The 22,468-nt window shown below is 58.7% G+C and carries 24 protein-coding genes; 8 read left to right on the top strand and 16 right to left on the bottom strand.

Annotated elements, in window-relative coordinates:
* Positions 1–343 precede the first annotated feature (343 nt).
* From ACQY7U_RS16325 to ACQY7U_RS16315, 3 genes are all read right to left on the bottom strand, one after another.
* Positions 344–1,255 carry an ABC transporter permease gene (locus ACQY7U_RS16325; RefSeq protein ID WP_428646433.1) on the bottom strand — a complete coding sequence of 304 codons (912 nt, stop codon included), beginning with the start codon at positions 1,253–1,255 and terminating at the stop codon, positions 344–346.
* Entirely contained in the window at positions 1,252–1,965 is a 714-nt protein-coding gene (locus ACQY7U_RS16320; RefSeq protein ID WP_428646430.1) for an ABC transporter permease, read from the bottom strand. Before ACQY7U_RS16320 ends, ACQY7U_RS16325 begins: the two co-directional genes overlap by 4 nt.
* Positions 1,966–2,098: 133 nt before the next feature.
* Positions 2,099–2,875, bottom strand: a complete 777-nt coding sequence (locus tag ACQY7U_RS16315; RefSeq protein WP_428646428.1) for an ABC transporter substrate-binding protein — start codon at positions 2,873–2,875, stop codon at positions 2,099–2,101.
* A 436-nt stretch (positions 2,876–3,311) separates the two neighbouring features.
* Between ACQY7U_RS16315 and ACQY7U_RS16310 the strand changes: the two genes are divergently transcribed.
* Positions 3,312–3,959 carry a glutathione S-transferase family protein gene (locus tag ACQY7U_RS16310; protein WP_428646425.1) on the top strand — a complete coding sequence of 216 codons (648 nt, stop codon included), beginning with the start codon at positions 3,312–3,314 and terminating at the stop codon, positions 3,957–3,959.
* A 14-nt stretch (positions 3,960–3,973) separates the two neighbouring features.
* On the opposite strand, the gene ACQY7U_RS16305 is transcribed toward ACQY7U_RS16310, so the two are convergent.
* The gene (locus ACQY7U_RS16305) at positions 3,974–4,900 is read right to left on the bottom strand and encodes a LysR family transcriptional regulator (RefSeq protein ID WP_428646422.1); all 927 of its coding nucleotides are present in this window, start codon (positions 4,898–4,900) and stop codon (positions 3,974–3,976) included.
* Positions 4,901–5,083: 183 nt separating this feature from the next.
* Here ACQY7U_RS16305 and ACQY7U_RS16300 point away from each other — a divergent pair, with 183 nt between their 5' ends.
* On the top strand, positions 5,084–6,079 hold the full coding sequence (locus ACQY7U_RS16300) for an MBL fold metallo-hydrolase (protein WP_428646420.1): 996 nt from the start codon (positions 5,084–5,086) through the stop codon (positions 6,077–6,079).
* Positions 6,080–6,113: 34 nt separating this feature from the next.
* Here ACQY7U_RS16300 and ACQY7U_RS16295 read toward each other — a convergent pair whose 3' ends face one another.
* The 8 genes from ACQY7U_RS16295 to ACQY7U_RS16260 form a co-directional block, all read right to left on the bottom strand.
* Positions 6,114–7,391: a molybdopterin molybdotransferase MoeA gene (locus tag ACQY7U_RS16295; RefSeq protein ID WP_428646417.1), complete on the bottom strand. Its 1,278-nt coding sequence runs from the start codon at positions 7,389–7,391 to the stop codon at positions 6,114–6,116.
* Positions 7,388–7,909, bottom strand: a complete 522-nt coding sequence (gene mobB / locus ACQY7U_RS16290; protein WP_428646414.1) for a molybdopterin-guanine dinucleotide biosynthesis protein B — start codon at positions 7,907–7,909, stop codon at positions 7,388–7,390. Before mobB ends, ACQY7U_RS16295 begins: the two co-directional genes overlap by 4 nt.
* Entirely contained in the window at positions 7,906–8,559 is a 654-nt protein-coding gene (gene mobA / locus ACQY7U_RS16285) for a molybdenum cofactor guanylyltransferase MobA (RefSeq protein ID WP_428646412.1), read from the bottom strand. Before mobA ends, mobB begins: the two co-directional genes overlap by 4 nt.
* Complete coding sequence (gene fdhD, locus ACQY7U_RS16280; protein WP_428646410.1) at positions 8,556–9,434, bottom strand: formate dehydrogenase accessory sulfurtransferase FdhD; 879 nt, start codon at positions 9,432–9,434, stop codon at positions 8,556–8,558. Before fdhD ends, mobA begins: the two co-directional genes overlap by 4 nt.
* Before the next feature lie 104 nt (positions 9,435–9,538).
* Positions 9,539–10,678, bottom strand: coding sequence for a benzoate/H(+) symporter BenE family transporter (locus ACQY7U_RS16275; RefSeq protein WP_428646407.1), 1,140 nt, complete (start codon positions 10,676–10,678; stop codon positions 9,539–9,541).
* Positions 10,679–10,845: 167 nt separating this feature from the next.
* Complete coding sequence (locus tag ACQY7U_RS16270) at positions 10,846–11,304, bottom strand: BLUF domain-containing protein (protein WP_428646404.1); 459 nt, start codon at positions 11,302–11,304, stop codon at positions 10,846–10,848.
* A gap of 499 nt (positions 11,305–11,803) precedes the next feature.
* Positions 11,804–12,484, bottom strand: a complete 681-nt coding sequence (locus ACQY7U_RS16265) for an SDR family NAD(P)-dependent oxidoreductase (protein WP_428646401.1) — start codon at positions 12,482–12,484, stop codon at positions 11,804–11,806.
* Between the two features lie 119 nt (positions 12,485–12,603).
* Entirely contained in the window at positions 12,604–13,260 is a 657-nt protein-coding gene (locus tag ACQY7U_RS16260) for a transporter substrate-binding domain-containing protein (protein WP_428646399.1), read from the bottom strand.
* Positions 13,261–13,632: 372 nt separating this feature from the next.
* Between ACQY7U_RS16260 and ACQY7U_RS16255 the strand changes: the two genes are divergently transcribed.
* Genes ACQY7U_RS16255 through ACQY7U_RS16245 form a run of 3 tightly spaced genes read left to right on the top strand, consistent with a single transcriptional unit; the run spans position 13,633 to position 16,269 of the window.
* Entirely contained in the window at positions 13,633–14,775 is a 1,143-nt protein-coding gene (locus tag ACQY7U_RS16255) for an Mrp/NBP35 family ATP-binding protein (protein WP_428646396.1), read from the top strand.
* A 44-nt stretch (positions 14,776–14,819) separates the two neighbouring features.
* Positions 14,820–14,966, top strand: a complete 147-nt coding sequence (locus ACQY7U_RS16250) for a hypothetical protein (RefSeq protein WP_428646393.1) — start codon at positions 14,820–14,822, stop codon at positions 14,964–14,966.
* Positions 14,967–15,024: 58 nt separating this feature from the next.
* The gene (locus tag ACQY7U_RS16245) at positions 15,025–16,269 is read left to right on the top strand and encodes a multidrug effflux MFS transporter (RefSeq protein WP_428646391.1); all 1,245 of its coding nucleotides are present in this window, start codon (positions 15,025–15,027) and stop codon (positions 16,267–16,269) included.
* 50 nt (positions 16,270–16,319) lie between these two features.
* Here the strand turns inward: ACQY7U_RS16245 and moaA are convergent, their stop codons facing one another.
* Positions 16,320–17,309, bottom strand: a complete 990-nt coding sequence (gene moaA, locus ACQY7U_RS16240; protein ID WP_428646435.1) for a GTP 3',8-cyclase MoaA — start codon at positions 17,307–17,309, stop codon at positions 16,320–16,322.
* 310 nt (positions 17,310–17,619) lie between these two features.
* On the opposite strand from moaA, the gene ACQY7U_RS16235 reads away from it, so the two are divergent.
* Together ACQY7U_RS16235 and ACQY7U_RS16230 are read left to right on the top strand one after the other, a co-directional pair.
* Positions 17,620–19,056, top strand: coding sequence for a cryptochrome/photolyase family protein (locus ACQY7U_RS16235; protein WP_428646388.1), 1,437 nt, complete (start codon positions 17,620–17,622; stop codon positions 19,054–19,056).
* A 67-nt stretch (positions 19,057–19,123) separates the two neighbouring features.
* Complete coding sequence (locus ACQY7U_RS16230; protein ID WP_428646385.1) at positions 19,124–19,492, top strand: gamma-butyrobetaine hydroxylase-like domain-containing protein; 369 nt, start codon at positions 19,124–19,126, stop codon at positions 19,490–19,492.
* A gap of 110 nt (positions 19,493–19,602) precedes the next feature.
* On the opposite strand, the gene ACQY7U_RS16225 is transcribed toward ACQY7U_RS16230, so the two are convergent.
* The gene (locus ACQY7U_RS16225) at positions 19,603–20,073 is read right to left on the bottom strand and encodes a DUF1348 family protein (protein WP_428646382.1); all 471 of its coding nucleotides are present in this window, start codon (positions 20,071–20,073) and stop codon (positions 19,603–19,605) included.
* 373 nt (positions 20,074–20,446) lie between these two features.
* Here ACQY7U_RS16225 and ACQY7U_RS16220 point away from each other — a divergent pair, with 373 nt between their 5' ends.
* Positions 20,447–21,016, top strand: a complete 570-nt coding sequence (locus tag ACQY7U_RS16220; protein ID WP_428646380.1) for a TetR/AcrR family transcriptional regulator — start codon at positions 20,447–20,449, stop codon at positions 21,014–21,016.
* A gap of 117 nt (positions 21,017–21,133) precedes the next feature.
* Here ACQY7U_RS16220 and ACQY7U_RS16215 read toward each other — a convergent pair whose 3' ends face one another.
* The gene (locus tag ACQY7U_RS16215) at positions 21,134–21,727 is read right to left on the bottom strand and encodes a L,D-transpeptidase (RefSeq protein WP_428646377.1); all 594 of its coding nucleotides are present in this window, start codon (positions 21,725–21,727) and stop codon (positions 21,134–21,136) included.
* 364 nt (positions 21,728–22,091) lie between these two features.
* A partial coding sequence (locus tag ACQY7U_RS16210; RefSeq protein ID WP_428646374.1) for a fumarate hydratase C-terminal domain-containing protein occupies positions 22,092–22,468 on the bottom strand: 377 nt, incomplete at its 5' end.

Genomic DNA, 22,468 nt, shown 5'->3' with positions numbered 1-22,468 from the left:
CTCGTCGCGCACGAATGTCGTCGCCGTCTGAATGGGCGGAGACACGGCCCCGGTCGCCGGATCATGACCGCCGCCGCCATGGGCCAGAAGGCTGTCGATATGAAGGCCGGGGGCGTTGTGCGGGGTCTTTGGCATGAAGCTCTCCGAGAATGAATGGACTCACGGGTTAGCGCCCAATGCGCGTTTTATCAATTGAAAACAGACCGGTTTGATCGTGCGGAAAAACTGGAGCAGATGCCGCGCACTGAAGTCGTGGGTTGCGGGCGACGGGCCTTTTTGTTGGGCGGCGGCGGTCAATCAAACGGTTGCGCTTGAATGCCCGCCGGTCTCGTTTTGTTGCCCTTCAGCGAATGAGGTGCCGTGTCAGACGCTTCTCGATCCTGTCCCAGATCCGGCGCAGGGTTTCCACTGTGACGAGATAGAAGACGGCTGCCCAGATGTAGGCCTGGAAATCGTAAGAGCGCGAATAGGCTCTCCGGGTTTCCCCCATCAGGTCATAGATCGTCACGATGGCCGCGATTGCAGAGCCCTTGATCATCAGAATGATCTCGTTGCCATAGGGCCGAAGGGCTACCATCAGGGCTTGCGGCAGAATTACCTTGAAGAAGGTGACCGGCTTCGAGAGGCCGAGCGCTGCTGCGCCTTCCCACTGGCCCCGCGAGACGTTCAGAACGGCGCCGCGCAGGATTTCTGCCTGATAGGCCGAGGTGTTCAGCGCAAATGCGAAAATGACGCAGTAATATGCATCCCGGAAAAACCACCAGAGGCCGACGGTTTTCAACTCTGAACTGAAGGAACCAACCCCGTAGTAGATCAGGAAGGTCTGTGCCAGCAGCGGGGTTCCTCGGAAGAAGTAGACAAAGGCGTAGGCCGGAACCGAAAAGATCTTCCTTTTTGAGCCGCGCGCGATTGCCAGAGGCACGGAAAGAAGCGCGCCGAAGAGCAGCGAAAAACCGACAATCTGAAGTGTAATCAGAAAGCCGTCCAGATACTTGTCGGCGTAACGACCGAGAAAACTCTCGTTCTCGAACGTGGACAGACGGTTTTCGACGTATTGCGCCCAGTCACCGCTGAGATAGGGAAGCAGCTGTTTCAGCAGCGGTTGCTCGGCATTGGCGAAAAGGTAATAGAGCAGATAAAAACCGGAGATGGCCCAGAGAACCATCAGAATGTGACCGGTAATCTTCGCGGCAGTCCACGGACGTTTGCCGGCAGCAGGCGGTTTCAGGCCGGTTTCAGGATTGGCGGCAATCATCGCGCAGTGTCTCCCCGTTTGGACCAGCGTTCAATACGAGCCAGGCCCGTGGAGGAGATCATCGCGAGCACAAGATAGATCAGGCATGCAATGCCGTAGAACAGAAACGGTTCCTTGGTCACGCGCGCGGCTATGCCGGCTTCGCGAAGCAGATCTGGCAGGCCGATTACGGAAACCAGAGCCGTGTCCTTGAGAAGGATCAGCCAGAGATTGCCAAGAGCGGGCAGGGCAAGCCGGATGAGTTGCGGCAGGATGACGAGCGTCATGGTTTGGTAGCGGCTGAGCCCGAGAGCATGTCCGCCTTCATACTGGCCGTACGGAATTCCCTTGAACGCCGAAAGGAAAGCTTCCGACGCATAGGAAGAAAAGACGAAGGCCAGCGCGACCATGCCGGCGACAAAGGAATTGACTTCGACTTGCGCATCGAACCCGATGAGTTTCAGGCCTTGCTGAATGGCGATCTGGACCCCGAAATAGACCAGGAAAAGCGTCAGAAGTTCCGGCAGTCCCCGAAAGATGGTGGTGTAGATATTTGCAGCCAGTTTCAGGCTTGGTTCGGAAGAGTTCTTCGCAAGCGCGATCAGGAAGCCGAGTATCAGCCCGAATGGCAAGGTGGCCAGTGCCACGGTTACCGTGATCAACACACCTCTGGCGATTTGATCGCCCCAGCCCTGGTCCCCGAAGGAGAGTAGCGTCAAAGCTTCGTTCATAAGCCGGCGCTTCTTTCTGTTTGTCGTTGTTGTTCTTGTTTTGGCCGCCCCTCCGGCAGCGCTGCGGGTTTGCCCCTTCAGCAGGGTGTGGCGCTCTTACGCGCCACGCCGGTTCTTTGTTCGGCAGGTTCTGTTAGCCGCCGTAAACGTCGAACGTGAAGTACTTGTCGTTGATTTCCTTGTACTTGCCGTTCGCCAGAATGCCTTCGATGGCCTTGTTAAGCATCTCCTTCAGGTCGCCGTCTTCCTTGCGGATGGCGATGCCTGCGCCTTCACCGTTGATGACCGGATCAGGGGTGAGGGTGCCGAGGATCTTGCAGCAGGCGCCGTCGTCGGTCGCCAGCCAGTCGGACAGCACCACTACATCGTCGATCACCGCGTCGATACGCCCGTTCGCGACGTCGAGCTTGTACTCATCCGGCGTCGGATAAAGCTTCAGGTCTGCCGACGGCAGCTTTTCTTCGGCATAGTTCGAGTGGGTTGTCGAGGACTGCGCGCCGAGCGCGACACCATTGAGGTCGGCGTCGCTTACGCCGGCAATCTTGGAGTCCTTCGGAACGGCAATTGCCGGAGGCGTGTTATAATACTTGTTGGTGAAATCGACCTTCTGCTTGCGCTCTTCGGTGATCGACATGGATGCGATCACGGCGTCGAACTTGCCAGCCTGAAGTGCCGGGATCATGCCGTCCCAGTCCTGAACGACGAATTCGCACTCGACCTTCATTTCCTCGCAAATGGCGTTTGCAATGTCGATGTCGAAACCGACGAGCTGACCGTCGGAGGTCAGCGAGTTGAACGGAGGATAAGCCCCTTCGGTGCCGATGCGAACCTTGGACCAGTCTTTCGCCTCAGCGCCACCCACAGCAGCCAGAACTGCAACAGCGGCCGCAGCCATACGCAATACACGCATATTGTTTCCCCTATTATCTTCTTCGCGGCGCAGGTGGGTTCGTCCCGCCTTTTTGCCCGAAGGCTCTATTCCATACACTTCGTTTCAAATTTCAAGCAGGACTGCGAAAAAAACACAGTGCATTGCGGCGTTTTATACAATCTATGGGGGTGTGCCGAAGCGGAAAGCATCGACAGGGTGCGGAATAATATTCCGCCATGATCCCGTTCGCCAATCCGGGGGAGACCCGGGTACTGCCGCGCAATGGTGACGGACCAGTTCCCACACGGGATTCGTACGGGAGAGCAATCGTCAGGACGGTCGGAAATCAAAGAAATTCATGAATGGCATGAAGGACTTGAATTTGTGGCGCCGCGCCGGACGTCCTAGGAAGGGGATGGAGGCGGCAGCCGTTCAATTCTGATCGAACCGCATAGCTATCATACTGGAGCGCCTGATGACCGCGTTTGACCTATACATCGGCAACAAGAACTACTCGTCCTGGTCCTTCCGGCCGTGGATTGCCCTGAGGCAGAAGGACATCCCGTTCAACGAGCATCTGGTGCCCTTCGACTTCGAAAACGGCAATCCCGATTTCGCGGATTTCTCTCCGACCATGAAGGTGCCGGTTCTGAAACACGGCGACCTGACGGTCTGGGACAGCCTTGCGATCCTGGAATACCTCGCCGATGTTCATCCCGAAAAGGGGCTCTGGCCGTCCGATCTGCGGGAAAGAGCGTGGGCGCGGGCTATTTCCGCGGAAATGCATTCCGGCTTCTTCGCTCTGCGCAGCGCATGCCCCATGAACATGCGCCGTCCGGTGGAGGAGTTGATTGTCGGTGACGACGTCAAGAAGGACGTGGCAAGGATCGTCCGGATCTGGACCGAATGCCTTGAAGCATCCGGCGGTCCTTTCCTTTTTGGTGATTTCACCATCGCCGACGCCATGTTCGCGCCGGTCGTAAGCCGGTTCCTGACCTACAGGCTTTCCGCCAGCCCGGCCGCCGCCCGCTATTGCGAGGCAGTCAAGTCAACGCCGGCCTGGCAGGCCTGGGAGGCAGATGCACTCAAGGAAACCTGGATCGTGGCAGCCGAGGAAATCTGAAGCCTCTCGGAAGCCTATTCGGCGGCCGCCTTGAAGCCGACGTAAAACGCACCGTTCTCCTGGAAGAAGGCGTGAAGGCTGTCGACGAAACGCTTGACCTTCAGGGGAATGAAGCGGTTTGACGGATAGACGGCGTGAACGGGGTGGGGCGGATAGTGCCACTCCGGCAGAATCAGCTCCAGCTGTCCTGCCTTCAGATAGGGATCGATCAGCCAGCGGTTCGACATGGTGATGCCGAGCCCGGCGAGAGCTGCCCGGCGAAGGGTTGCCGTGTTGTTGACGATCATCGTGGGCTTGATCTTCACAGACAGCTTTTCACCGGCGCTGCTGATGAAGGGAACCTCGTCTCCTGTCGAGATGTTCCGGTAAAGCAGGTAGTCGTGGTGCGGCAAGTCCGAGGGATGGTTCGGCCGCCCGCGCTTGTCCAGATAGTCCGGTGACGCGACGAGGCACCGCTGCGCCAGGCCAAGTTTGCGGACAATCAGCCGGTCATCCTTGATTTCTCCCATGCGGATGGCGACGTCCAGCCGCTCCTGGATCACGTCGACGAATTGATCGGACAGCGACACATCCAGCAGGATATGGGGGTGCTCCTGTTTGAAACGCACCAGAAAATCCGAAAGAACCGATTCCGCAAACCCGAGCGGGAGGCCGATCGAGAGCGGGCCGGACATCTGGGCGTCCTCGCTTTGGACCGACCTGTCAGCTTCGGTAATCCGCTCCAGAATGTCATTGGCGTAACTGTAGTAACGCTCTCCGGCCTCGGTCAGCTTGAGCTGGCGCGTGGTCCGGTTCAGCAGCCGAATTCCGAGTTCCTCTTCGAGACCGCGGACCTGCTGGCTGATGGCCGGTTGAGAGACGCCGAGGTGTTTTGCGGCGGCCGAAAAACTGCCGAGCTTTACTGACTGGACGAAGCCCGACAGAGCACTGAGTTTGTCCATAAGGCCCTTCGTACACTTGTTGCGAGAAAATTCTGAAGTTTTTTTATAACACTCGCTTATGAGTAATATAAGATTTGCAAGTCTTTAAAAACAAATTGAATGAAGCACTTATTGAGCAGCCCGGCAGATTGCAGTCGAACCGGGTCACGAATTATTCTTCATGGTCAAGCCGGGAGACCTCTCATGACCAAATCCGAACTTTCTGTATCACGGCGATCCCTGCTGGGTGCCGCGGCGGGCGCAGGTGCTGTCGCTGCCGCCGGAGGCGTTACCTTGCTCACCACTCCGGCGCATGCCTCTGCACCCAAGGCGGGTGCGCCGACGGCCGGAGCCCTGCGCTACAAGGTCGGCGAATTCGAGGTGACCGCGCTTCTGGACGGCTATCTCGACATCACGCCCGAGCTGGTGATCGGTTACGACGCGGACGAAGGCCAGCGGATGCGCGATCAGGCCTTCGTGGAAAGCGATGCCGTCCGCGTTCCGGTCAACGCCTATCTGGTCAACACCGGCGACCGGCTGATCCTGGTCGATGCCGGAACCTCCGATGCCCTTGGACCGACCATGGGCCGGCTTCCGACCGCTCTGGCCGCCGCCGGGGTCACGCCGGATCAGGTCGATGCCGTGTTGATCACACACATGCATCCTGATCATCTCTTCGGTGTCATCGACGGTGAAGGCAAGCCTGTGTTCGCCAATGCGGAACTCATCCTGCCGGAAGTCGACAAGGCGTTCTGGTACGACGACGCTGCCATGAACGGAGCCCCCGAACAGTTCAAGCCGTTCTTCCTGGGCGCGCGCCGCGCGGCTGATGCCTACAAGAGCAGCCAGACACTGTTTTCCGGTGACAAGGAAATTCTGCCGGGCATCCACTCCATGGCCCTGCCGGGGCACACGCCGGGCCATAATGGATATGTCTTCGACAGCAATGGCGAGACGCTGATCATCGCGGCCGACATCGTGCATCTGGCCGTCTATCAGTTCGAAAAGCCGGACTGGGGGATCGGATTCGACATCGATTCAGCGCAGGCAATTGAAACCAGGAAGAAGTTCCTCGATCAGGCAGCCAGCGACAAGGTGCTCTTCGCCGGAGCGCATATTCCGTTCCCCGGCATGGGACGTGTCGTCAGGGCCGCGGACGGCTACCGGTTCGTCCCGGCCGCATGGCCCTACGCCCTTTGACGATCAAACACCGTTGGCCCGGGTTCGTCCCGGGCTAACGAATTCCGAATCCGGAAAAGGGCAGGAAGCGGACCGGATCGCCCTTGCGGATCGAGGTCACGTCTTCCGGAATTTCGATGAGCCCGTCAGCTTCCCGCAGACCCGTGATCAGGCCGGAGCCGTCGCGCATGAATTTATGCGCGTTCATCCTGCCGGCATCGTCTGCCCTCAAGAAACCGCGGTAGAATTCGCGCCGGTCCGGTTTTTTCTTTTCAACGTCAAATGCCGCGGGAACGTCAAACCTTTGAGGTTCCAGAAAAGGTCCGCCAGCCAGCACGCTTATGACCGGTCTTGCGTAAAGTAGGAAACAAACCATCGCGGCTACCGGATTTCCGGGAAGTCCGAGAAAGACGCATTTCTCGATGCTGCCGAACATCATCGGCCGGCCGGGCTTGATTGCGAGCTGCCACATGTGACGCTTGCCGAGCGCGTCGAGGGCTTGCAGGACATGATCCTCTTCGCCCCGGCTGGCACCGCCGGTGGTCAGGATCACATCGAAGCGACCGGCCGCCGCCTTGATTGTGGATTCGACCTGCGCCGCTTCATCCTTGAGAACGCCCAGGTCCTCGATGTCGACGGGCAACGTGCCGCAAAGCGCCCGAAGCAGGAAATGGTTGGAATCATAAACATCGCCGACATCAATCGGACCACCTGGGCGGCGCAATTCGTCGCCGGTCGAGACGAGCGCGACCTTGAGCTTTCGGAAGACCTCGACCGTTCCCTTGCCGGTGGAAGCTACCGCGGCAAGGTCCTGAGGCCTCAGCCGTTGCCCCGCCTCCAGGATCTTTTCTCCTTCGGCAACGTCCTCGCCGGCTTTCCGGCAATTGGCGCCTTTTTTCAGGCCTTGCGGTACGATTACGAAGTCCTTGCCGTCCTGGCTGTGCGACTCGCAATCCTCCTGCATCGCGACCGTGTCGGCCCCCGGGGGCATCACCGCTCCGGTGAAAATGCGTGCAGCCGCCAGAGGAGCCAGCTCAAGTCCGCTCGCATGTCCGGCTGCAACGCGCTGCTGCAGGCGGAAGAAACCACCAGCATCATCGTAGTCTTCCTGGCGGAAGGCGTAGCCGTCGACGGCGGAGTTATCGGCAAGGGGCACATTACGCGGAGCCGTAATGTCTTCGGCCAGGATGCGCTCGCCGGCCTCTTCCAGGGCGACCGTTTCCTTTTCGGCAATCGAAGACAGGCGTTCCTTGAGCAGCGCCAGGGCGTCACGATGGCGCAGCCTGTCCTTGTCGTGCAGGAAACAGTCGTCGAGAAGCTGTTTGCCCGTCATGCGCTCGTTCTCTTCAGGTTCAGATGGTGTTCGATGAAATCCGCCATGGCCGCAACATCATCCAGATCGAAGACCGGCAGGCGTTCATCCGGAAGACTGTGGTCGGTCGCAATTGCCAGGATGTTCGGGTCGGCAGACGCCAACGGTCCGCGATCGGCGGATTCCACGCGTCGTGCCTCTATTTTCGGGTGGTTCTCGCGTTTGTACCCTTCAATCAGGATAAGATCGCAGGGGGCGAGCCGGTTGAGGATGGCGTTGAGCGGCGGCTCGTCTTCTTCACGCAGTTCATGCATCAGCGCCCATCGACGTCCGGAAACCAGTGCAACTTCGCTGGCACCGGCCTCTCGGTGGCGATAGCTGTCCGCGCCCGGTTTGTCGATGTCGAAATTGTGGTGGGCGTGCTTGACCGTCGAGACCTTCAGTCCACGCGCGGTGAATTCCCGCACGAGGCTGGTCACGAGCTGGGTCTTGCCGGAGTTTTTCCAGCCGGTAATACCGAATACAGGGGTGTCTGTCATAGGGGGCTTTGGCTCAATACTTCGCGGACCCTGGTCAGGTCTTCCGGCTTGTTGGCGTTGAAGAAGGGATCGAGACCAGTCTGAGGATCGATGTCGAAAGACACTTCCACACTGTCGTGGCGGTCGACAAAGGCAAGCACTTTACCGCTCTTGCCTGTTTCCAGCCACTTCCGCAGATCCCGCCGAAGGGCAACCGGCCAAAGTCCGAAGACGGGATGGAGCTTGTCTGCAGAGGAGGCGAGCGAGATCACCGGTCTGTCGGCAGGAACGGAGGCGCACAGGCGTTCCACAAGCGTTTCCGGAAAGAAGGGCGTGTCACCGGCAACGGAAACGACATGGCTTACATTAGGGCGGGTTTCTGCAGCAAACGTCAGTCCCGCCAGAATACCGGCGAGGGGGCCTGCATACTGACCGACCGGATCGGCGACCACCGGCAGGCCAAAGGCCTGAAAGCGGCCGGGATCGCCGTTGGCATTCAGGATGATGTCCGGAAGTTGGTGTTTCAGTCGGGTGAGGATCATGTCCAGCATCGTCTTGCCACCGAGATCCATCAGGCTTTTGTCGCCACCACCCATGCGCCTGGATTGTCCGCCGGCAAGCACGCATCCGAGAACCCGGTCGTTGGCCAGCAATGCGCTGTCCGCATTCATTCCGCAGCTACGCTCCCTTTGCGTCGTGCCCGTTCCGGCTCATCGTCGGCCGTGTCCGGATCCATGTCGTATTCGATCCTGTCCTGACCGGAAAGGGCAATAAACCGCTTTCCTCTTGCGCGCCCGACGAGTGTCAGCCCCGCCTTGCGGGCCAGTTCGACGCCCCAGGCCGTGAAACCGGAACGCGACACCAGGATGGGAATACCCATCATCACCGTCTTGATCACCATTTCGGAGGTGAGACGGCCGGTTGTATAGAAGATCTTGTCCTGCGCGGAAACACCGTTCAGCAGCATCCAGCCGGCGATCTTGTCGACCGCATTGTGCCGGCCGACATCTTCCATGTAGACCAGCGGCCGGTTTTCCTGGCACAGCACACAGCCGTGGATGGCGCCGGCTTCCAGATAGAGCGAGGGCGTGGTGTTGATGGCCTTGGTAAGATCGTAAAGCCAGGAGGTTTTTAGGCGGGCATCCGACGAAAGGGAAACAGTCTCGAACCCCTCCATGACGTCGCCGAAGACGGTTCCCTGGGCACAGCCGGAAGTGCGCACCTTCTTTTTCAGCTTTTCCTCGAAATTGGTTTCCCGCTCCGTGCGGACCACCACGACCTCAAGATCGTCATCATATTCTATCCCGGTGATGATGTCGTCTTCGGCCAGCATGTTCTGGTTCTTCAGATAGCCGACGGCCAGAAGATCGGGATGATCACCGATGGTCATCATGGTGACCACCTCCTGCGAATTCAGATAAAGCGTCAGGGGCTTTTCGGTTACGACCCTGGTTTCAACGGTTTCGCCATTCTGGTCGATGCCGGTTACCGGCGCCGAAAGTCTGGGGTCCTGGGGATCCGGTTTCAGAAGATAGGGGCCTGTCACAGCCGGGAGACTCCAATTGTGCGTTGCCCCAAGAGTAGGGGAGGCGCCGGGCTGTCGGCAAGGTATTAAAACCGCGACAAAAGAAGACGTTACCGACGGAGCCTTCAGCTTGTCCTTGCGATCCTCGTCAGGGCCATGAAGGCGCCGCCGGCAAGTAAACCCCAGAACGCCCCCGACACGCCGAAGAAGCTCACTCCGGATGCCGTCACGGCGAAAGTGATGATGGCACTGTCACGCGTGTCCGCCGACTTGGTCGCTTCCCCTATGGAAAATGCCAAGGCGCCCAGAAGGGCGAGGCCGGCGACCGCCTCGATCAGGATGGAGGGGGTTACGGCGACGAGAGCCATGACAAGACCGGTGAACAGACCGAAGAGGACATAGATGACGCCGGCCGTAACCGCGGCCCAGTACCGTTGTCTCGGATCCTTGTGGGCGTCTTCTCCCGCACACATGGCCGCCGTAATGGCTGCCAAATTGACCGCATGTCCGCCGAAAGGGGCAGAGAAAAGACTGAAGACACCGGACAGTGTAAACAGCGGGCCGCTGTGCGGATCATACCCGTAGGCCCGCATGACCGCGATTCCGGGTATGTTCTGCGATGCCATTGTCACGATGAAGAGCGGCAGCGCGATGCTGACCAGGGCTTCGATGGAGAATTCCGGTTTGATAAGGACGGGTTTGCTGATCAGCTCCGCGCTGGAAAGGTCGACCGGGCCGCTGACATAAAGGGCGATTGCAAAGGTCGCCGCCATGGCAAGCGGTACCGCATAGAGCCTTAGAAAACGGAACGCCAGGGCCCATGTGCCGATCACGATCAGGGCGCTGACCGGCAACTCCGCAACAGCCTTGACCGGTGCCAGGCAAAGGCCGAACAAAACACCTGCAAGCATTGCATTTGCCAGCGGTGCCGGAATGGCAGCGACGGCCTTGCCGAAAGGTCGGATGAGCCCTGCCAGAATGATCAGGATGGCGCAGATGACAAAGGCCCCGACGGCTGCACCAAATCCGCCGTCAACCGGTCCGGCAGATGCAAGGAGGGCAGCACCGGGAGTCGACCAGGCAATGCTGACAGGCATTTTCGTACGCAGGGAGGCAACGATCGCGCAAAGGCCCATGGAAATCGAAAGGGCCATCAGACCGCTGGTTGCTTCCGCAGCGTTCGCGCCGGTCGCGTTCAGGCCCTGAAGGACGATGGCAAAGGAACTTGCGAAGCCGACGATGGCCGCGAGCAAGCCTGCAGACATGGATTGAATGGTGGGTCGTCCGGCCGACATATGCGCGCCCCTTGAAAAAGGGGCACACTATAGAAATAGCCTGTATTGTGACTAGGACACGAATGCCACACTTTAAGTATTTTTTACGAGGGGCGCGTCATGAACGCCCCTTCGTGGACGATGAACCCCGATGCGGGTCAGATCATCAGCATGTCGTTTGTGATCCGGCCTTCTTCCAGTTCCTGGGCAAAATGGCCAAACGCAAGGTAAGCCTCGTCGCGGGTCACTTCGCCCGGATGATCGAGAAGCGGGCGCAGGACTTCATGGCGGGACGCGGCGACGCCGTCCGTCAGGTCGCGGAAGAACATCAGCGAATTCGGAAACAGTCTGAAATCGACGGGTTCATGAATGATGCCTTCAAGGGCATGAAGGCGGGGATCGTTCATGACGCAGTAAACCGTGTCGAGCACCTGTCCCGGACGGCCCTCCAGTACCTGAATGATGTGCTGGTCGACAAGGAGAAGCGCTCCCGTCACACCGGCCTTGCGGTTGATGCGGCGAATCCGCAGCAGGGTCTTGTCGATCTCGTCGGGCAGGGGCAGACGGAGCTTGTCCCATCTGATTTTGCTTCGATAACAGGCGCGGTAAAGTTCCATGACGAGTCCATCCTTGTGCCGATGAACCCAGCCTGCGCCTCAAATCCTCACAATTGTTTAAAATTGAGAGCAAATTGAAAGAATTGCCCGCACTGTTACCGGAGTGTTGCTTCCATGGCAGGTAAACTCTGCTTCCAGGCCTTTTTTATTAACCAAGAAAGCTGTGCAAAACTACGTGGGAAGATCTTTGTGTGGAAAAGGCGATTCAGGACGACGTGCGAGCAGGCAATCCAACCTTGTGTTAACCCGCAGTTCGTCTGTCGAAGGATTCGAGCCCGCCGGTTTGACCCGATGGCGTGGAAACCGGTTGGCAAACAACTTGAGGAAACAACGCCATTCGTGATTGGCAACGTATTCAGCCAGCGATCTCATTCGAATCCGGGCAGCCGGTAGAATAACTCCGGCCGATCGGTTTTCCGGTTCTGGTAAGGATCTCCGGAAGACAGGCCGGTTCCGGCGAAAGCCCGGTCAACACGTGACCGGGACAGGCCAGGAATGGTTAAAAGGGGCGTTCTTCCCCGGTCCATTTGAAGAAGCAGCCGGTCTGGTCGATTGTCAGTGTCTGGGCGAGGGAAAGAACACCCTTTGCGACATCTTCAGCAGAATTTTCCCCCTCGGGGCCGCCCATATCCGTCCGCACCCAGCCCGGATCGATCAGCGCGACGGGAATGCCCTCCGGTTCGAGTTCGCTCGCAAGGCCCTGCATGACCTTGTTGACGGCAGCTTTTGACGCCCGGTAGGCGAGCTTGTCGGCTTTCCTGTAACCCATCCAGGACATCTGGCTTGAGATGGTCAGGATCCTGCCCGTGCCGGATTTTCTGAGGTGCGGCAGGAAGGCCTGTGACACGGCCAACGGGGCGAGTGTGTTGACGGTCAGTGTTTCGGCGAACCCTTCGAAATCCATGTCGAGCGGAGACTGCCGCTCGGGACCGATAATGCCCGCGTTGTTGATCAGCAAATCAAGGCCAGGTGTCAATCGGGACGCAGCCTGGGAAACAGAGGTGTGATCCGTCACGTCAAAGAGCAGCGTTTGAAGGTCCGGCCCCAGTTCTTGAGCCGCTTCTTCGGCTGCCTGAGCGGAGCGGACAGAACCGTAAACCTCCCAGCCAAGGTTCAGCGACGCGCGGGCCAGTTCGAGGCCGATCCCGCGATTGACCGCGGTGATGAGGCAAGTCGGCATGAGGTCGTTCCTTTTGTCAAAATTTCCAAAGGAAACCGGCGGTCGCCGGCATGTCGGTCGGGCGGGTCATCCTGTTCAACCTTCGGACCGGTGCAAGGCCGGTAGGGGCAAGGATGGTTCTACTGATATTTGGCGTGAATAAGCGCGTAGGTGCCGTCCGCTTTTAGGATGGAAAGGCCCCGGTTGAAATCCGCAAGGATCCGCTCTGCTTCGGGATAAGCCTTCGAAATGCACAGGAACAGCGGTTTGTCTTCGGTTGCGGAAAAATCGAATTTACCGCTCATTCCGAGTTGCCGGATCCTGAAGTCGGTCGCCTGGCGCCCGTTGAAGAAATAGTCGAACCGTCCGACTTCCAGCATCTTCAGGCCTGCGGCATCGTCGGGCACGCCGATTGGGTTGGCGCCGATGTCCTGAAGCCTGGAATGCGTCGCATACCCCTGAACCGCTGCAACGCTGCGTCCGATGAGATCCGTGATCGTGGTCACTTCCGGCGCAATGTGGTCTTTGCGATAGAAAACCCCGTCTGTAGAACTGCTGATCTGGTCGGAATAGAGCGCAAACTCCTGTCTCTGCGCCCGGTAGGCACAGGAAAGAACCGCCGCGGCCTTTCCCGATTCGACTTCGGCGATCGCCCGGTTCCAGGGCATGAAGCGGATATGCGTCCTGTAACCTGTAATCTCGAAGGATTTCGTCACCACCTCATAGTCGAAGCCGCTCAGCCCCTCGTCGGGTCTGGCCATCTCAAAGGGCGGATAGTCCGAGGCGACGAGGCGCAAGACGTTCTTTGGCGCAGCACTGCTACCGGAACTTCCTGCATAGGACAGGCAGGCCAATGCCAAAATGAATTGAATAAACCGCCGGAAAATTCCTACTGTCACCGAAAAAACACCGAAGTTCATAAGTTGCAAAATATGGAGAATACATCAGAAAATAAGTGATGTGTTGTCGCATTCAAAAAAATACGAAGGCTGGTGGAATTGGAAGTGTGGCAGGCTATCCAGGAATTTCCCGCAGGTAGCGCGTATGGCGGAAACCTGGATACAAGAGTGCTGCAATTTGGCGGCTTGTGTTTCGGGCAACGCGAACTAGGTTTCAGACAACTATTCCATCCGGCAGCAAGTGGCCGGCGAAGGCAACAGGACTGATCAATGAGCGATACCATCAAGTCGGCCGTCATGGACCGACTCAGGCAGATCAAGGGACCGGATCTTGAAGGCGATATTGTTTCGCTTGGACTGGTTTCGGATATCTTTGTCTCCGACGGGCGCGTGGCCTTTTCCATCACGGTGCCGGCCGAGCGCGCGCAGGAGCTTGAGCCACTGCGTCAGGCGGCAGAGAAAGTGGTCCGGGAAGTCGACGGTGTGGAAAACGCCATGGTGGCCCTGACGGCGGAAAGGGCGCCGGGCAACGCTCGCAATGCGGCTCAGCCGCAGGCACCGCGGCCGGCCCGACCGGTGACCGAGGAAAAGGCTCCGGCGAAACCCGGCGTGCCGGGGATCAAGCATATTGTTGCGGTTGCCAGCGGCAAGGGCGGTGTCGGAAAGTCGACGACCACGGCGAACCTGGCGCTGGCCATGGCCGCAAACGGTCTGAAGGTCGGTGTTCTGGACGCGGACATCTACGGGCCGTCGGTGCCGCGCCTGTTCAACGTCTCCGGGCGACCGGAGCCGGTGTCCGGCAGAATACTGAAACCGCTAGAAGGCTACGGCATCAAGGTCATGTCGATGGGCTTCATGGTGGAAGAGGAAACCCCCATGATCTGGCGCGGGCCGATGGTGATCTCCGCCCTGACGCAAATGCTGCGCGAAGTCGCTTGGGGGGAACTCGACGTCCTGGTCGTGGACATGCCGCCGAGAACCGGCGATGCGCAACTGACCATGGCTCAGCAGGTGCCGCTGGCCGGTGCTGTCATCGTCTCCACACCGCAAGATCTTGCCCTGATCGATGCCCGCAAGGGGTTGAACATGTTCAAGCGGGTCGATGTTCCGGTTCTCGGCATCGTGGAAAACATGAGTTACTTCCTGTGCCCCGATTGCGGCAGCCGCCACGACATATTCGGCCACGGCGGAGCCCGGGCGGAGGCCGAACGTCTCGCTGTGCCGTTCCTGGGAGAAATTCCGCTCACCATGAAGATCCGCGAAACCTCGGATGCCGGAACGCCTGTTGTCGTGTCCGATCCGGATGGTGCGGTTGCGGGGATCTACAAGGACATCGCCACCAAGGTCTATGCCGCCATTGAACAGGATGCGGGCGCCGAGGGCAGGGCGGCGCCGAGGATCGTGTTCGAATAAGTTCGGGGTTTTCTGAACTGTTATCCATACAGGAACGGCACCGGATGCGTATTGACGCGCCGGTGCCGTTTTCCATTCAGTTGAATTGGGTATGGTCGGAGCCAGCCGAAAGCCGTGAGAAGCAGCTCTGGAAGAATGCGATCCCGCAGGACGACTTTCACGGCGCTATCACGCTATTTCACTACCTTTGAAACTTCTACGCCGCACTCTCGGCATTACAGAACAAAAACAAAGGTTTATCGGCCGAGCATGACTTCCGGAGATACACTGGCCAACGGCGCTGAGCAGAAGCCGTCCATCGCGGTTCTGATCGCGATTTCGACAGTCAATCCCTTGTCCATGCAGATATATTTGCCTTCGCTGGCAGGAATGATGGTTGTCTTTTCGGCAACTGCGGGAGAAATCCAGCTTTCCATGTCTGCTTTTTTCATTTCGATTGCCGTCTCCCAGCTGTTCTGGGGACCGTTGTCGGACCGGCATGGGAGGCGTCCGATAATTGTCCTGGGCATGTGCCTGTTCGTTCTGGGCAGCATTCTGTGCCTTATATCGCAGACAATCGAAGCCCTGATTGCAGCGCGGGTCATTCAGGCCGCCGGTGGTTGCACCGGCATGGTTCTTGGAAGGGCGATCGTCAGGGACCTTTACGGCCCCAAGCAAGCGGCCAGCATGATCGGATTCGTCACCATGGGCATGGCCGTCATGCCGACAATTGCCCCAGCCGTCGGAGGCATGCTGGACCGCTATTACGGCTGGCAGGGCGGCTTTTTCCTGATGCTGCTCTTCGGCATCGGCGTGCTCTGGGCAAGCATCTATTTTCTGCCGGAGACCCATAAGGTGCGAACGCCGTCGGGATCGGGGTCGGGGCGGGTCCTGCGGTCCTATGCAACGCTGATGAAGGAGCCGCTCTACTGGAGTTATGCGCTCACCGCCGCCTTCAGTGCGCTGACTTATTTCGCCTATCTGGGTGGCGCACCGTTCATCGCGTCGGGTCTTCTGTCCCTGAGTGCCGCCGAAATGGGTTTCTACTTCATGTTCGTCGCGCTGGGGTACATCGTCGGCAACTTCCTGTCCGGAAAATTCACTGAACGGGTCGGCATGTATCCGATGATATTCGGCGGTACGCTGATCGGTGTCCTGGCTGTCGCGCTGATTGCCGGATTTGCACTTCTTGACGCGCTGACACCGCTCAGCCTGTTCCTGCCGATGCTCCTGCTGGGACTGGGTAACGGCGTCTGCCTTCCCAGCGCCCTGTCAGGTGCCGTCAGCGTGCGTCCGGAGCTGACCGGCGCGGCATCGGGCCTGACGGCGTCTTTCCAGGTGGCAACCGGGGCCTTCGCCGGGTCGCTTGTCGCCTGGCTCTACGCCGACAGCGTGCTTGCCGGTTCCCCGTGGGGCATGATCCTGGTCATGGGATTCGGCATCGGTGCCAGCCTGGTTGCCGCGCTTTCGATCCCTTTAATCTCCTCGCGCGGTGAGAGCGGAAACGAGCATTGAGATTTCAGGCAATCGACAGGGAAACCCGTAATCCTGTCACATGACGATCCTCAGCCGCCGGTCACGCTCATGTGGCGGGAGACGGCAGGTTGGCGGGTCTTGCGGTCGATGACGAAATCGTGCCCTTTGGGCTTGCGGCCAATGGCTTCATCGATGGCGGCGTTCAGCAGCTCGTTTCCTTCAGAGGCCCGCAATGGCGCGCGCAGGTCGGCCATGTCGTCCTGACCCAGGCACATATAAAGCTGACCGGTGCAGGTTACGCGGACCCGGTTGCAGCTTTCGCAGAAGTTATGGGTCATGGGCGTAATGAAACCGAGCCGTCCGCCGGTTTCCTCGACCGTGACATAGCGGGCCGGACCGCCGGTCTTGTAGGGAATGTCGGTGAGCGTGAACTCTTCTGAAAGACGCTCGCGAACGGTTGAGAGCGGCAGATACTGGTCTGTGCGGTCGCCGTCGATTTCCCCGAGCGGCATGGTTTCGATCAGGGTCAGGTCATGACCTTGCTCATGACACCATTTCAGCATGGAGACGATTTCATGCTCGTTGACGTCCTTGAGTGCGACCATGTTGATCTTGATTTTCAGGCCGGCTTCGGTGGCGGCTCTGATGCCGTCCATGACCTTGCCGAGGTCTCCCCAACGGGTCACGGCCTTGAATTTCTGCGTGTCCAGCGTGTCGATGGAGACGTTGATCCGGCGTACGCCGCAATCGTAGAGTTCTGCGGAAAACCTTGATAGTTGGGAGCCGTTCGTCGTCACGGTCAGTTCGTCGAGCGCACCACTGTCAAGATGACGGCCGAGGCTGCGGATCAGGCTCATGATGTTCTTGCGCACCAGCGGTTCGCCACCGGTCAGACGGAGCTTGCGCACGCCCTTTTCAATGAAGGCGGTGCACAATCGGTCCAGCTCCTCCAGGCTCAGGACTTCTCGTTTCGGCAGAAACGTCATGTCTTCCGCCATGCAGTAGACACATCGGAAGTCGCAGCGGTCGGTAACGGAAACGCGAAGATAGGATACAGCGCGCCCGAAGGGGTCGATCATCGGGCGAGCAGGCGATGACGCATCGGACTTTGCGGATGCTGGCACAACGATTTCGCCGTCTGTCACGAAAGTTTCTCCCTTAACCTCGATTTCTTGCCTGATCATATGGCGCGTAGTGGGCCATTATCAATCAAAACCGGACAGGCATCATCCAGTTTGCGTCTACTGGTAAACGTTGGAGTTTACTGGTGTCAATTCAAACCGGCGAGATCATTCGGCGACGATCGGAAGGGACATTTTCCTCACGACCTTTTTGAACCGGCCGGGGACCTGACGCGTAACTACAATGCGTTGAGACAAAAGGGCAGGCATGAAGACACTCGTTTGGTTCCGGCAGGATCTGCGCCTTGCCGACAATCCGGCGCTCCACGAAGCGGCGAAGCAGGGCACGGTTGTTCCCGTGTTCCTGCTGGAAGAGGCCGCGGCAAGCGGGGAAACCCATCCACCCGGCGGTGCAAGCCGCTGGTGGCTTCATCACAGTCTTGCCGCCCTGAAGAAAGCGCTGCCGGGCCTTGTGTTCCTGCGCGGCAACGCCAGAAAGATGATCCCGCAGGTGGCGCGGGCCAGCGGAGTGGATGCCGTCTACTGGAACCGCGCTTACGAACCGCAAGCAATCGCGAGGGACACGGACGTGAAGGCGGTGTTGAAGGGGGAGGGACTGGAGGTCAAAAGCTTCAAGGCTTCCCTTCTGTTTGAACCCTGGGAACTGGAGACCAAGACCGGAGGGCCGTTCAAGGTCTATTCCCCCTTCTGGAAGGCCCTCCGGCAACGCCCCGTGGCCGCCCCCCTGCCTGCACCCGCAAGGCTGGAAATCGCAGACGGCGTTGAAGGCTGCCCGCTTGAGGACCTGAAACTTCTGCCAGAAGCTCCGAACTGGGCAAAGGGCTGGGCAGAGCTGTGGCGGCCCGGTGAAGGTGGCGCCAAGGAACGTCTGCGCATCTTCCTGGAAGAGGGGCTTGAAGGATATGGCAGCCTGCGCGACCGGCCTGACCTTCCCAAGGTCTCGCGGCTGTCGCCGCATCTTCATTTCGGCGAGGTGTCCCCGCGCCAATTGTGGCATGCGACACAGAACCATGTGGCAAGATACGACAGTCTGGACGGCGACGGCATGAAGTTCCTGTCCGAAGTTGCCTGGCGGGAGTTTTCCTACCACCTCCTTTTTCACTTCCCGGAGCTGCCGTCTGAAAATTGGCGCCCGGCCTTCGATGCCTATCCCTGGCGAGAGAGCAAAACCGATCTGGAGCGCTGGCAAAAGGGGATGACCGGATACCCCTTGGTGGATGCCGGTATGCGGGAACTCTGGCAGACCGGATACATGCACAATCGTGTCCGCATGATTGCCGCAAGTTTTCTTGTCAAACATCTGCGCCTTCACTGGCGGCACGGCGAAGCCTGGTTCCGGGACACGCTGGTGGATGCGGATCTCGCCAGCAATTCGGCAAGTTGGCAATGGGTGGCGGGATCCGGAGCGGATGCCGCGCCCTACTTCCGCATATTTAATCCGGTTGCGCAGGCGGAAAGGTTCGATCCGGACGGGACTTACATCCGGAAATGGCTGCCGGAACTCGCCAGGCTGGAAACGCGCTATCTGTCTGCACCCTTCAACGTGCCCGAAGAAGTGCTGGCGAAAGCTGGCGTACGGCTCGGAGAATCCTATCCGCTGCCCTTGGTCGATCACGCAAGAGCCAGGAAGGCGGCATTGGAGGGGTACGAGGCAGTGCGACGGGCGGGACAAAACGCGTCTTGACGAAATGGGCGGGCAGGCTATCGTCCGCGCCACTCTCGCGTTCGGCAAAACTTTCAAGGATCAGACCATGACCGACCCAACCGCTCCCTGGCCGACAGAACTGCGCGTTTCCAAGGACAGGAAGCAGCTGACAGTTGCCTTCAATTCAGGCGAGCGGCATGAACTGTCCGCCGAATATCTGCGTGTCTGTTCACCCTCAGCCGAGGTCAAGGGGCATGCGCCGTCGCAGAAGCAAACGGTGCCGGGCAAAAGGCATGTCGAGATCCTGCAGATCGATCCGGTCGGCAACTACGCGGTGCGCATTCATTTCGACGACCTGCACAATTCCGGCATTTTTTCCTGGACCTACCTTTTGGAACTTGGCCGCGACCGGGAAACGCACTGGGGCGGTTATCTGAAGGAACTTGAGGAAAAGGGGCTTGGCCGCGACAGGTAGCGCTCACTTCCGAAGGATAAAACTGCCTTTACGAAAGTCGGGACGGGCAGGACATATTTGAAAAAAATAGGGCGACCGGTCAGACAAACCGGCCGCCCTGTGTTTCCTAGCTAAAGTCCTAGTTCGCTGAGGCCGGGATGATCCGCCGGGCGTGGTCCCTTCGGCCAGTGCATCTTCCGGTCGCTCTCGGCAATGGCGAGATCGTTGATGCTTGCAAATCGGCGGTGCATGAGCCCGTTCGCGGCGAATTCCCAGTTCTCGTTGCCGTAGGACCGGTACCATTGTCCGGTCTGATCATGCCATTCATAGGCAAATCGCACGGCGATCCTGTGGGCCTCGAAGGTCCAAAGTTCTTTGATCAGGCGGTAGTCGAGTTCGCGCTGCCACTTTCGCGTCAGGAACTTGATCACTTCCTCCCTGCCAACCGGAAAATCGGAGCGGTTGCGCCAAAGCGTGTCAGGCGTATAGGCGAGGGCGACTTTTCCCGGATCCTGGCTGTTCCAGCCATCTTCCGCGGCGCGGACTTTCTGCCGGGCGGTCTCTTTTGTGAAGGGTGGTAGCGGCGGGCGCTGGTCAGTCATCTGGCAATTTCCATGACGAGTGTTTGAGCGGAATCGGCTTGGGCTGATTTCGCGGGGAAAGATGGAACCGGCGCAGCCGGCTGAAAGGCACCGACGAGAACGAGAAACACTGAAACGATAGCACCCAGGACGTAAGCGCTCCGGGGATAGGCCGGTCTGAGGGAAAACACGATTTGATCCTCCGGTCCTTGGAAACGAAAAGTGTACCGATCTGTACAGTTACTAATTTTATATGTACCAATCTGTTCAGATAGGCAAGAGGGGAATCCTTCCCGAACCGGTTGAATTTTTTGTGATCGATTTGCGGAGAGAGCGCGGACTTGAACCCGTTATCGGAGTTCTATATTTACAGGTCAGTACAGAAAGGTTTTGAATGCGACCGAGTAAACGAGACGAACTGGTGCGCAAGGCGCTTGCGATATTTTACCGGGACGGATTTCACGCAACCGGTATGGACACATTGGTTGCCGAAACCGGCATATCCAAGACGACCATGTTCAAGCACTTCCGCACCAAGGACGACCTGATCCTCGCGGTTCTGCGCTACCGGGACGAGACTTTCCGTAACTGGTTCTTTCGCAGGCTCGACGAGGTCGTGGCCGGCCCGAAGGACAAGCTTCTGGCGGTATTCGATATCCTGAAGGAATGGTTTGAAGAACCGGAATTCAGGGGCTGCATGTTCATCAAGGCCTGCGCGGAATTCCAGAATCCCGGAAATCCGGCACATGTCCAATCCGTGGAACACAAACGTCTTTTGCAGCAGTCACTGTTGAAACTGGCAGAAGATGCAGGCGCGAAGGACCCGGGACTGCTGTCACGGCAACTGATAATTTTGAAGGAAGGGGCGATCGTCGCGGCGCAGATGGGTTTCGATGCAGATCCGGCCGGCGTGGCCAAACAGGCGGCAGCGGAGCTGATCGACTCCCAGGTGCCGAACCGCTGAAATTGGCAGAACCCTGTCCACAGGCCGACTCGTTCCGGACAATTCAATGCAGAACGCGGGTATTAGGAAACAAAAAAAGCCGGGCTTGAACCCGGCTTTTTCATTCTGTGTCTAGCGTCAACGTTTGACGACCACCGTTGCGCCGACATCGACGCGTTTGTAAAGGTCGATGACGTCTTCGTTGGCCAGTCGGATGCAGCCGGAAGATACGGCGGTGCCGATCGTCCAGGGCTCGGTCGTTCCGTGAATGCGGTAAAGCGTCGATCCGATGTACATGGCCCGTGCGCCAAGCGGGTTGTTCGGTCCGCCTGGCATGTAGTTGGGCAGGATCCGGCCCTTTGCCCGTTCGCGGGCGCGCATCTGCGGCGGAGGCGTCCAGCCCGGCCATTCGGCCTTGCGCGAAATGCGGTGTTTGCCGGCCCACTGGAAGCCGTCCTTGCCGACACCCACACCGTATTTCATCGCCTTGCCACCCGGCATGACGTAGTAGAGACGGCGCTCGGACGTGTTGATAATGATCGTGCCCGGTTTGTAGGGGCCGTCATATTTGACACGCTTGCGCTTGATCGGCGACGGTCCGCCGGGGTGATATTTCGGCGTATACCAGGTGTTCGTGCTGCGGTCGAAGAAGCCGTGGCGCGGATTTGCCTGCGCCGAAAGCGCAACCGCACCCGCAATCACAGCGACCACTACGAATAAAAGTTTCTTCATTCCAATCCCCCATCAGCACCCGGCCCACTCTCCAAAGGTGCAATTGACAGAAAGTGACGTTACGAAAATGTCCTTGCCGCACTGTTAACAATGATGGCCCAAAAAGGGAGGGCAAGGAATCTCACGTTGAGGTGAACTCGTTTGACGTGGATCAAATGTGCCCAAAATGCAACGAATTTTGCCGCCAATCGGCGCAGCAACAGGCTTTTCGTGCAAGAGTTGCGTTCGTTCGCGTTCTCGTAAGGGGTTTCGGTTGTTTCGCTCTCTTTCAAGAAGTGAAGTTCGAGGACGGTAGCGAATCAATCTTACCCCAAAAAAAAGCCCGCCTGCGCGGCGGGCCTTCGGGTCTCGATAAGAACGGAACTCAACCCAGGTTCAATTCCTTGAAGAAGTCGTTCCCCTTGTCGTCGACAACGATGAACGCCGGGAAATCTTCCACTTCGATCTTCCAGACGGCCTCCATGCCAAGCTCCTCGAACTCGACAACTTCCACCTTCTTGATGCAGTCCTGGGCCAGACGCGCGGCCGGGCCGCCGATGGAACCGAGATAGAAGCCGCCGTGGGCCTGGCAGGCCCGACGCACCTGGGCGGAGCGGTTGCCTTTGGCCAGCATCACCATGGAGCCGCCTGCTGCCTGGAACTGGTCGACGTAGGCATCCATCCGTCCTGCTGTGGTCGGGCCGAAGGAGCCGGACGGCATGCCTTCCGGTGTCTTGGCCGGGCCGGCATAGTAGATCGGAT

The sequence above is a fragment of the Roseibium sp. genome (assembly GCF_050301095.1).
Classification (GTDB): Bacteria; Pseudomonadota; Alphaproteobacteria; order Rhizobiales; family Stappiaceae; genus Roseibium.
Note: the sequence above shows the minus strand (reverse complement) of the source record. Positions and strands in the feature narration are given on the sequence as shown.

Excerpts from the sequence above, each read along its gene's own strand:
- ACQY7U_RS16295 (WP_428646417.1), bottom strand. The coding sequence starts at position 7,391 with ATGACGGGCAAACAGCTTCTCGACGACTGTTTCCTGCACGACAAGGAC.
- ACQY7U_RS16220 (WP_428646380.1), top strand. The coding sequence starts at position 20,447 with ATGCGACCGAGTAAACGAGACGAACTGGTGCGCAAGGCGCTTGCGATA.
- ACQY7U_RS16255 (WP_428646396.1), top strand. The coding sequence starts at position 13,633 with ATGAGCGATACCATCAAGTCGGCCGTCATGGACCGACTCAGGCAGATC.
- ACQY7U_RS16315 (WP_428646428.1), bottom strand. The coding sequence starts at position 2,875 with ATGCGTGTATTGCGTATGGCTGCGGCCGCTGTTGCAGTTCTGGCTGCT.
- ACQY7U_RS16250 (WP_428646393.1), top strand. The coding sequence starts at position 14,820 with ATGCGTATTGACGCGCCGGTGCCGTTTTCCATTCAGTTGAATTGGGTA.
- mobA (WP_428646412.1), bottom strand. The coding sequence starts at position 8,559 with ATGAATGCGGACAGCGCATTGCTGGCCAACGACCGGGTTCTCGGATGC.
- ACQY7U_RS16270 (WP_428646404.1), bottom strand. The coding sequence starts at position 11,304 with ATGGAACTTTACCGCGCCTGTTATCGAAGCAAAATCAGATGGGACAAG.
- ACQY7U_RS16230 (WP_428646385.1), top strand. The coding sequence starts at position 19,124 with ATGACCGACCCAACCGCTCCCTGGCCGACAGAACTGCGCGTTTCCAAG.
- ACQY7U_RS16235 (WP_428646388.1), top strand. The coding sequence starts at position 17,620 with ATGAAGACACTCGTTTGGTTCCGGCAGGATCTGCGCCTTGCCGACAAT.
- moaA (WP_428646435.1), bottom strand. The coding sequence starts at position 17,309 with ATGATCGACCCCTTCGGGCGCGCTGTATCCTATCTTCGCGTTTCCGTT.
- mobB (WP_428646414.1), bottom strand. The coding sequence starts at position 7,909 with ATGACAGACACCCCTGTATTCGGTATTACCGGCTGGAAAAACTCCGGC.
- ACQY7U_RS16320 (WP_428646430.1), bottom strand. The coding sequence starts at position 1,965 with ATGAACGAAGCTTTGACGCTACTCTCCTTCGGGGACCAGGGCTGGGGC.
- ACQY7U_RS16325 (WP_428646433.1), bottom strand. The coding sequence starts at position 1,255 with ATGATTGCCGCCAATCCTGAAACCGGCCTGAAACCGCCTGCTGCCGGC.
- ACQY7U_RS16275 (WP_428646407.1), bottom strand. The coding sequence starts at position 10,678 with ATGTCTGCAGGCTTGCTCGCGGCCATCGTCGGCTTCGCAAGTTCCTTT.
- ACQY7U_RS16300 (WP_428646420.1), top strand. The coding sequence starts at position 5,084 with ATGACCAAATCCGAACTTTCTGTATCACGGCGATCCCTGCTGGGTGCC.
- ACQY7U_RS16245 (WP_428646391.1), top strand. The coding sequence starts at position 15,025 with ATGACTTCCGGAGATACACTGGCCAACGGCGCTGAGCAGAAGCCGTCC.
- ACQY7U_RS16265 (WP_428646401.1), bottom strand. The coding sequence starts at position 12,484 with ATGCCGACTTGCCTCATCACCGCGGTCAATCGCGGGATCGGCCTCGAA.
- ACQY7U_RS16225 (WP_428646382.1), bottom strand. The coding sequence starts at position 20,073 with ATGACTGACCAGCGCCCGCCGCTACCACCCTTCACAAAAGAGACCGCC.
- ACQY7U_RS16215 (WP_428646377.1), bottom strand. The coding sequence starts at position 21,727 with ATGAAGAAACTTTTATTCGTAGTGGTCGCTGTGATTGCGGGTGCGGTT.
- ACQY7U_RS16305 (WP_428646422.1), bottom strand. The coding sequence starts at position 4,900 with ATGGACAAACTCAGTGCTCTGTCGGGCTTCGTCCAGTCAGTAAAGCTC.
- ACQY7U_RS16310 (WP_428646425.1), top strand. The coding sequence starts at position 3,312 with ATGACCGCGTTTGACCTATACATCGGCAACAAGAACTACTCGTCCTGG.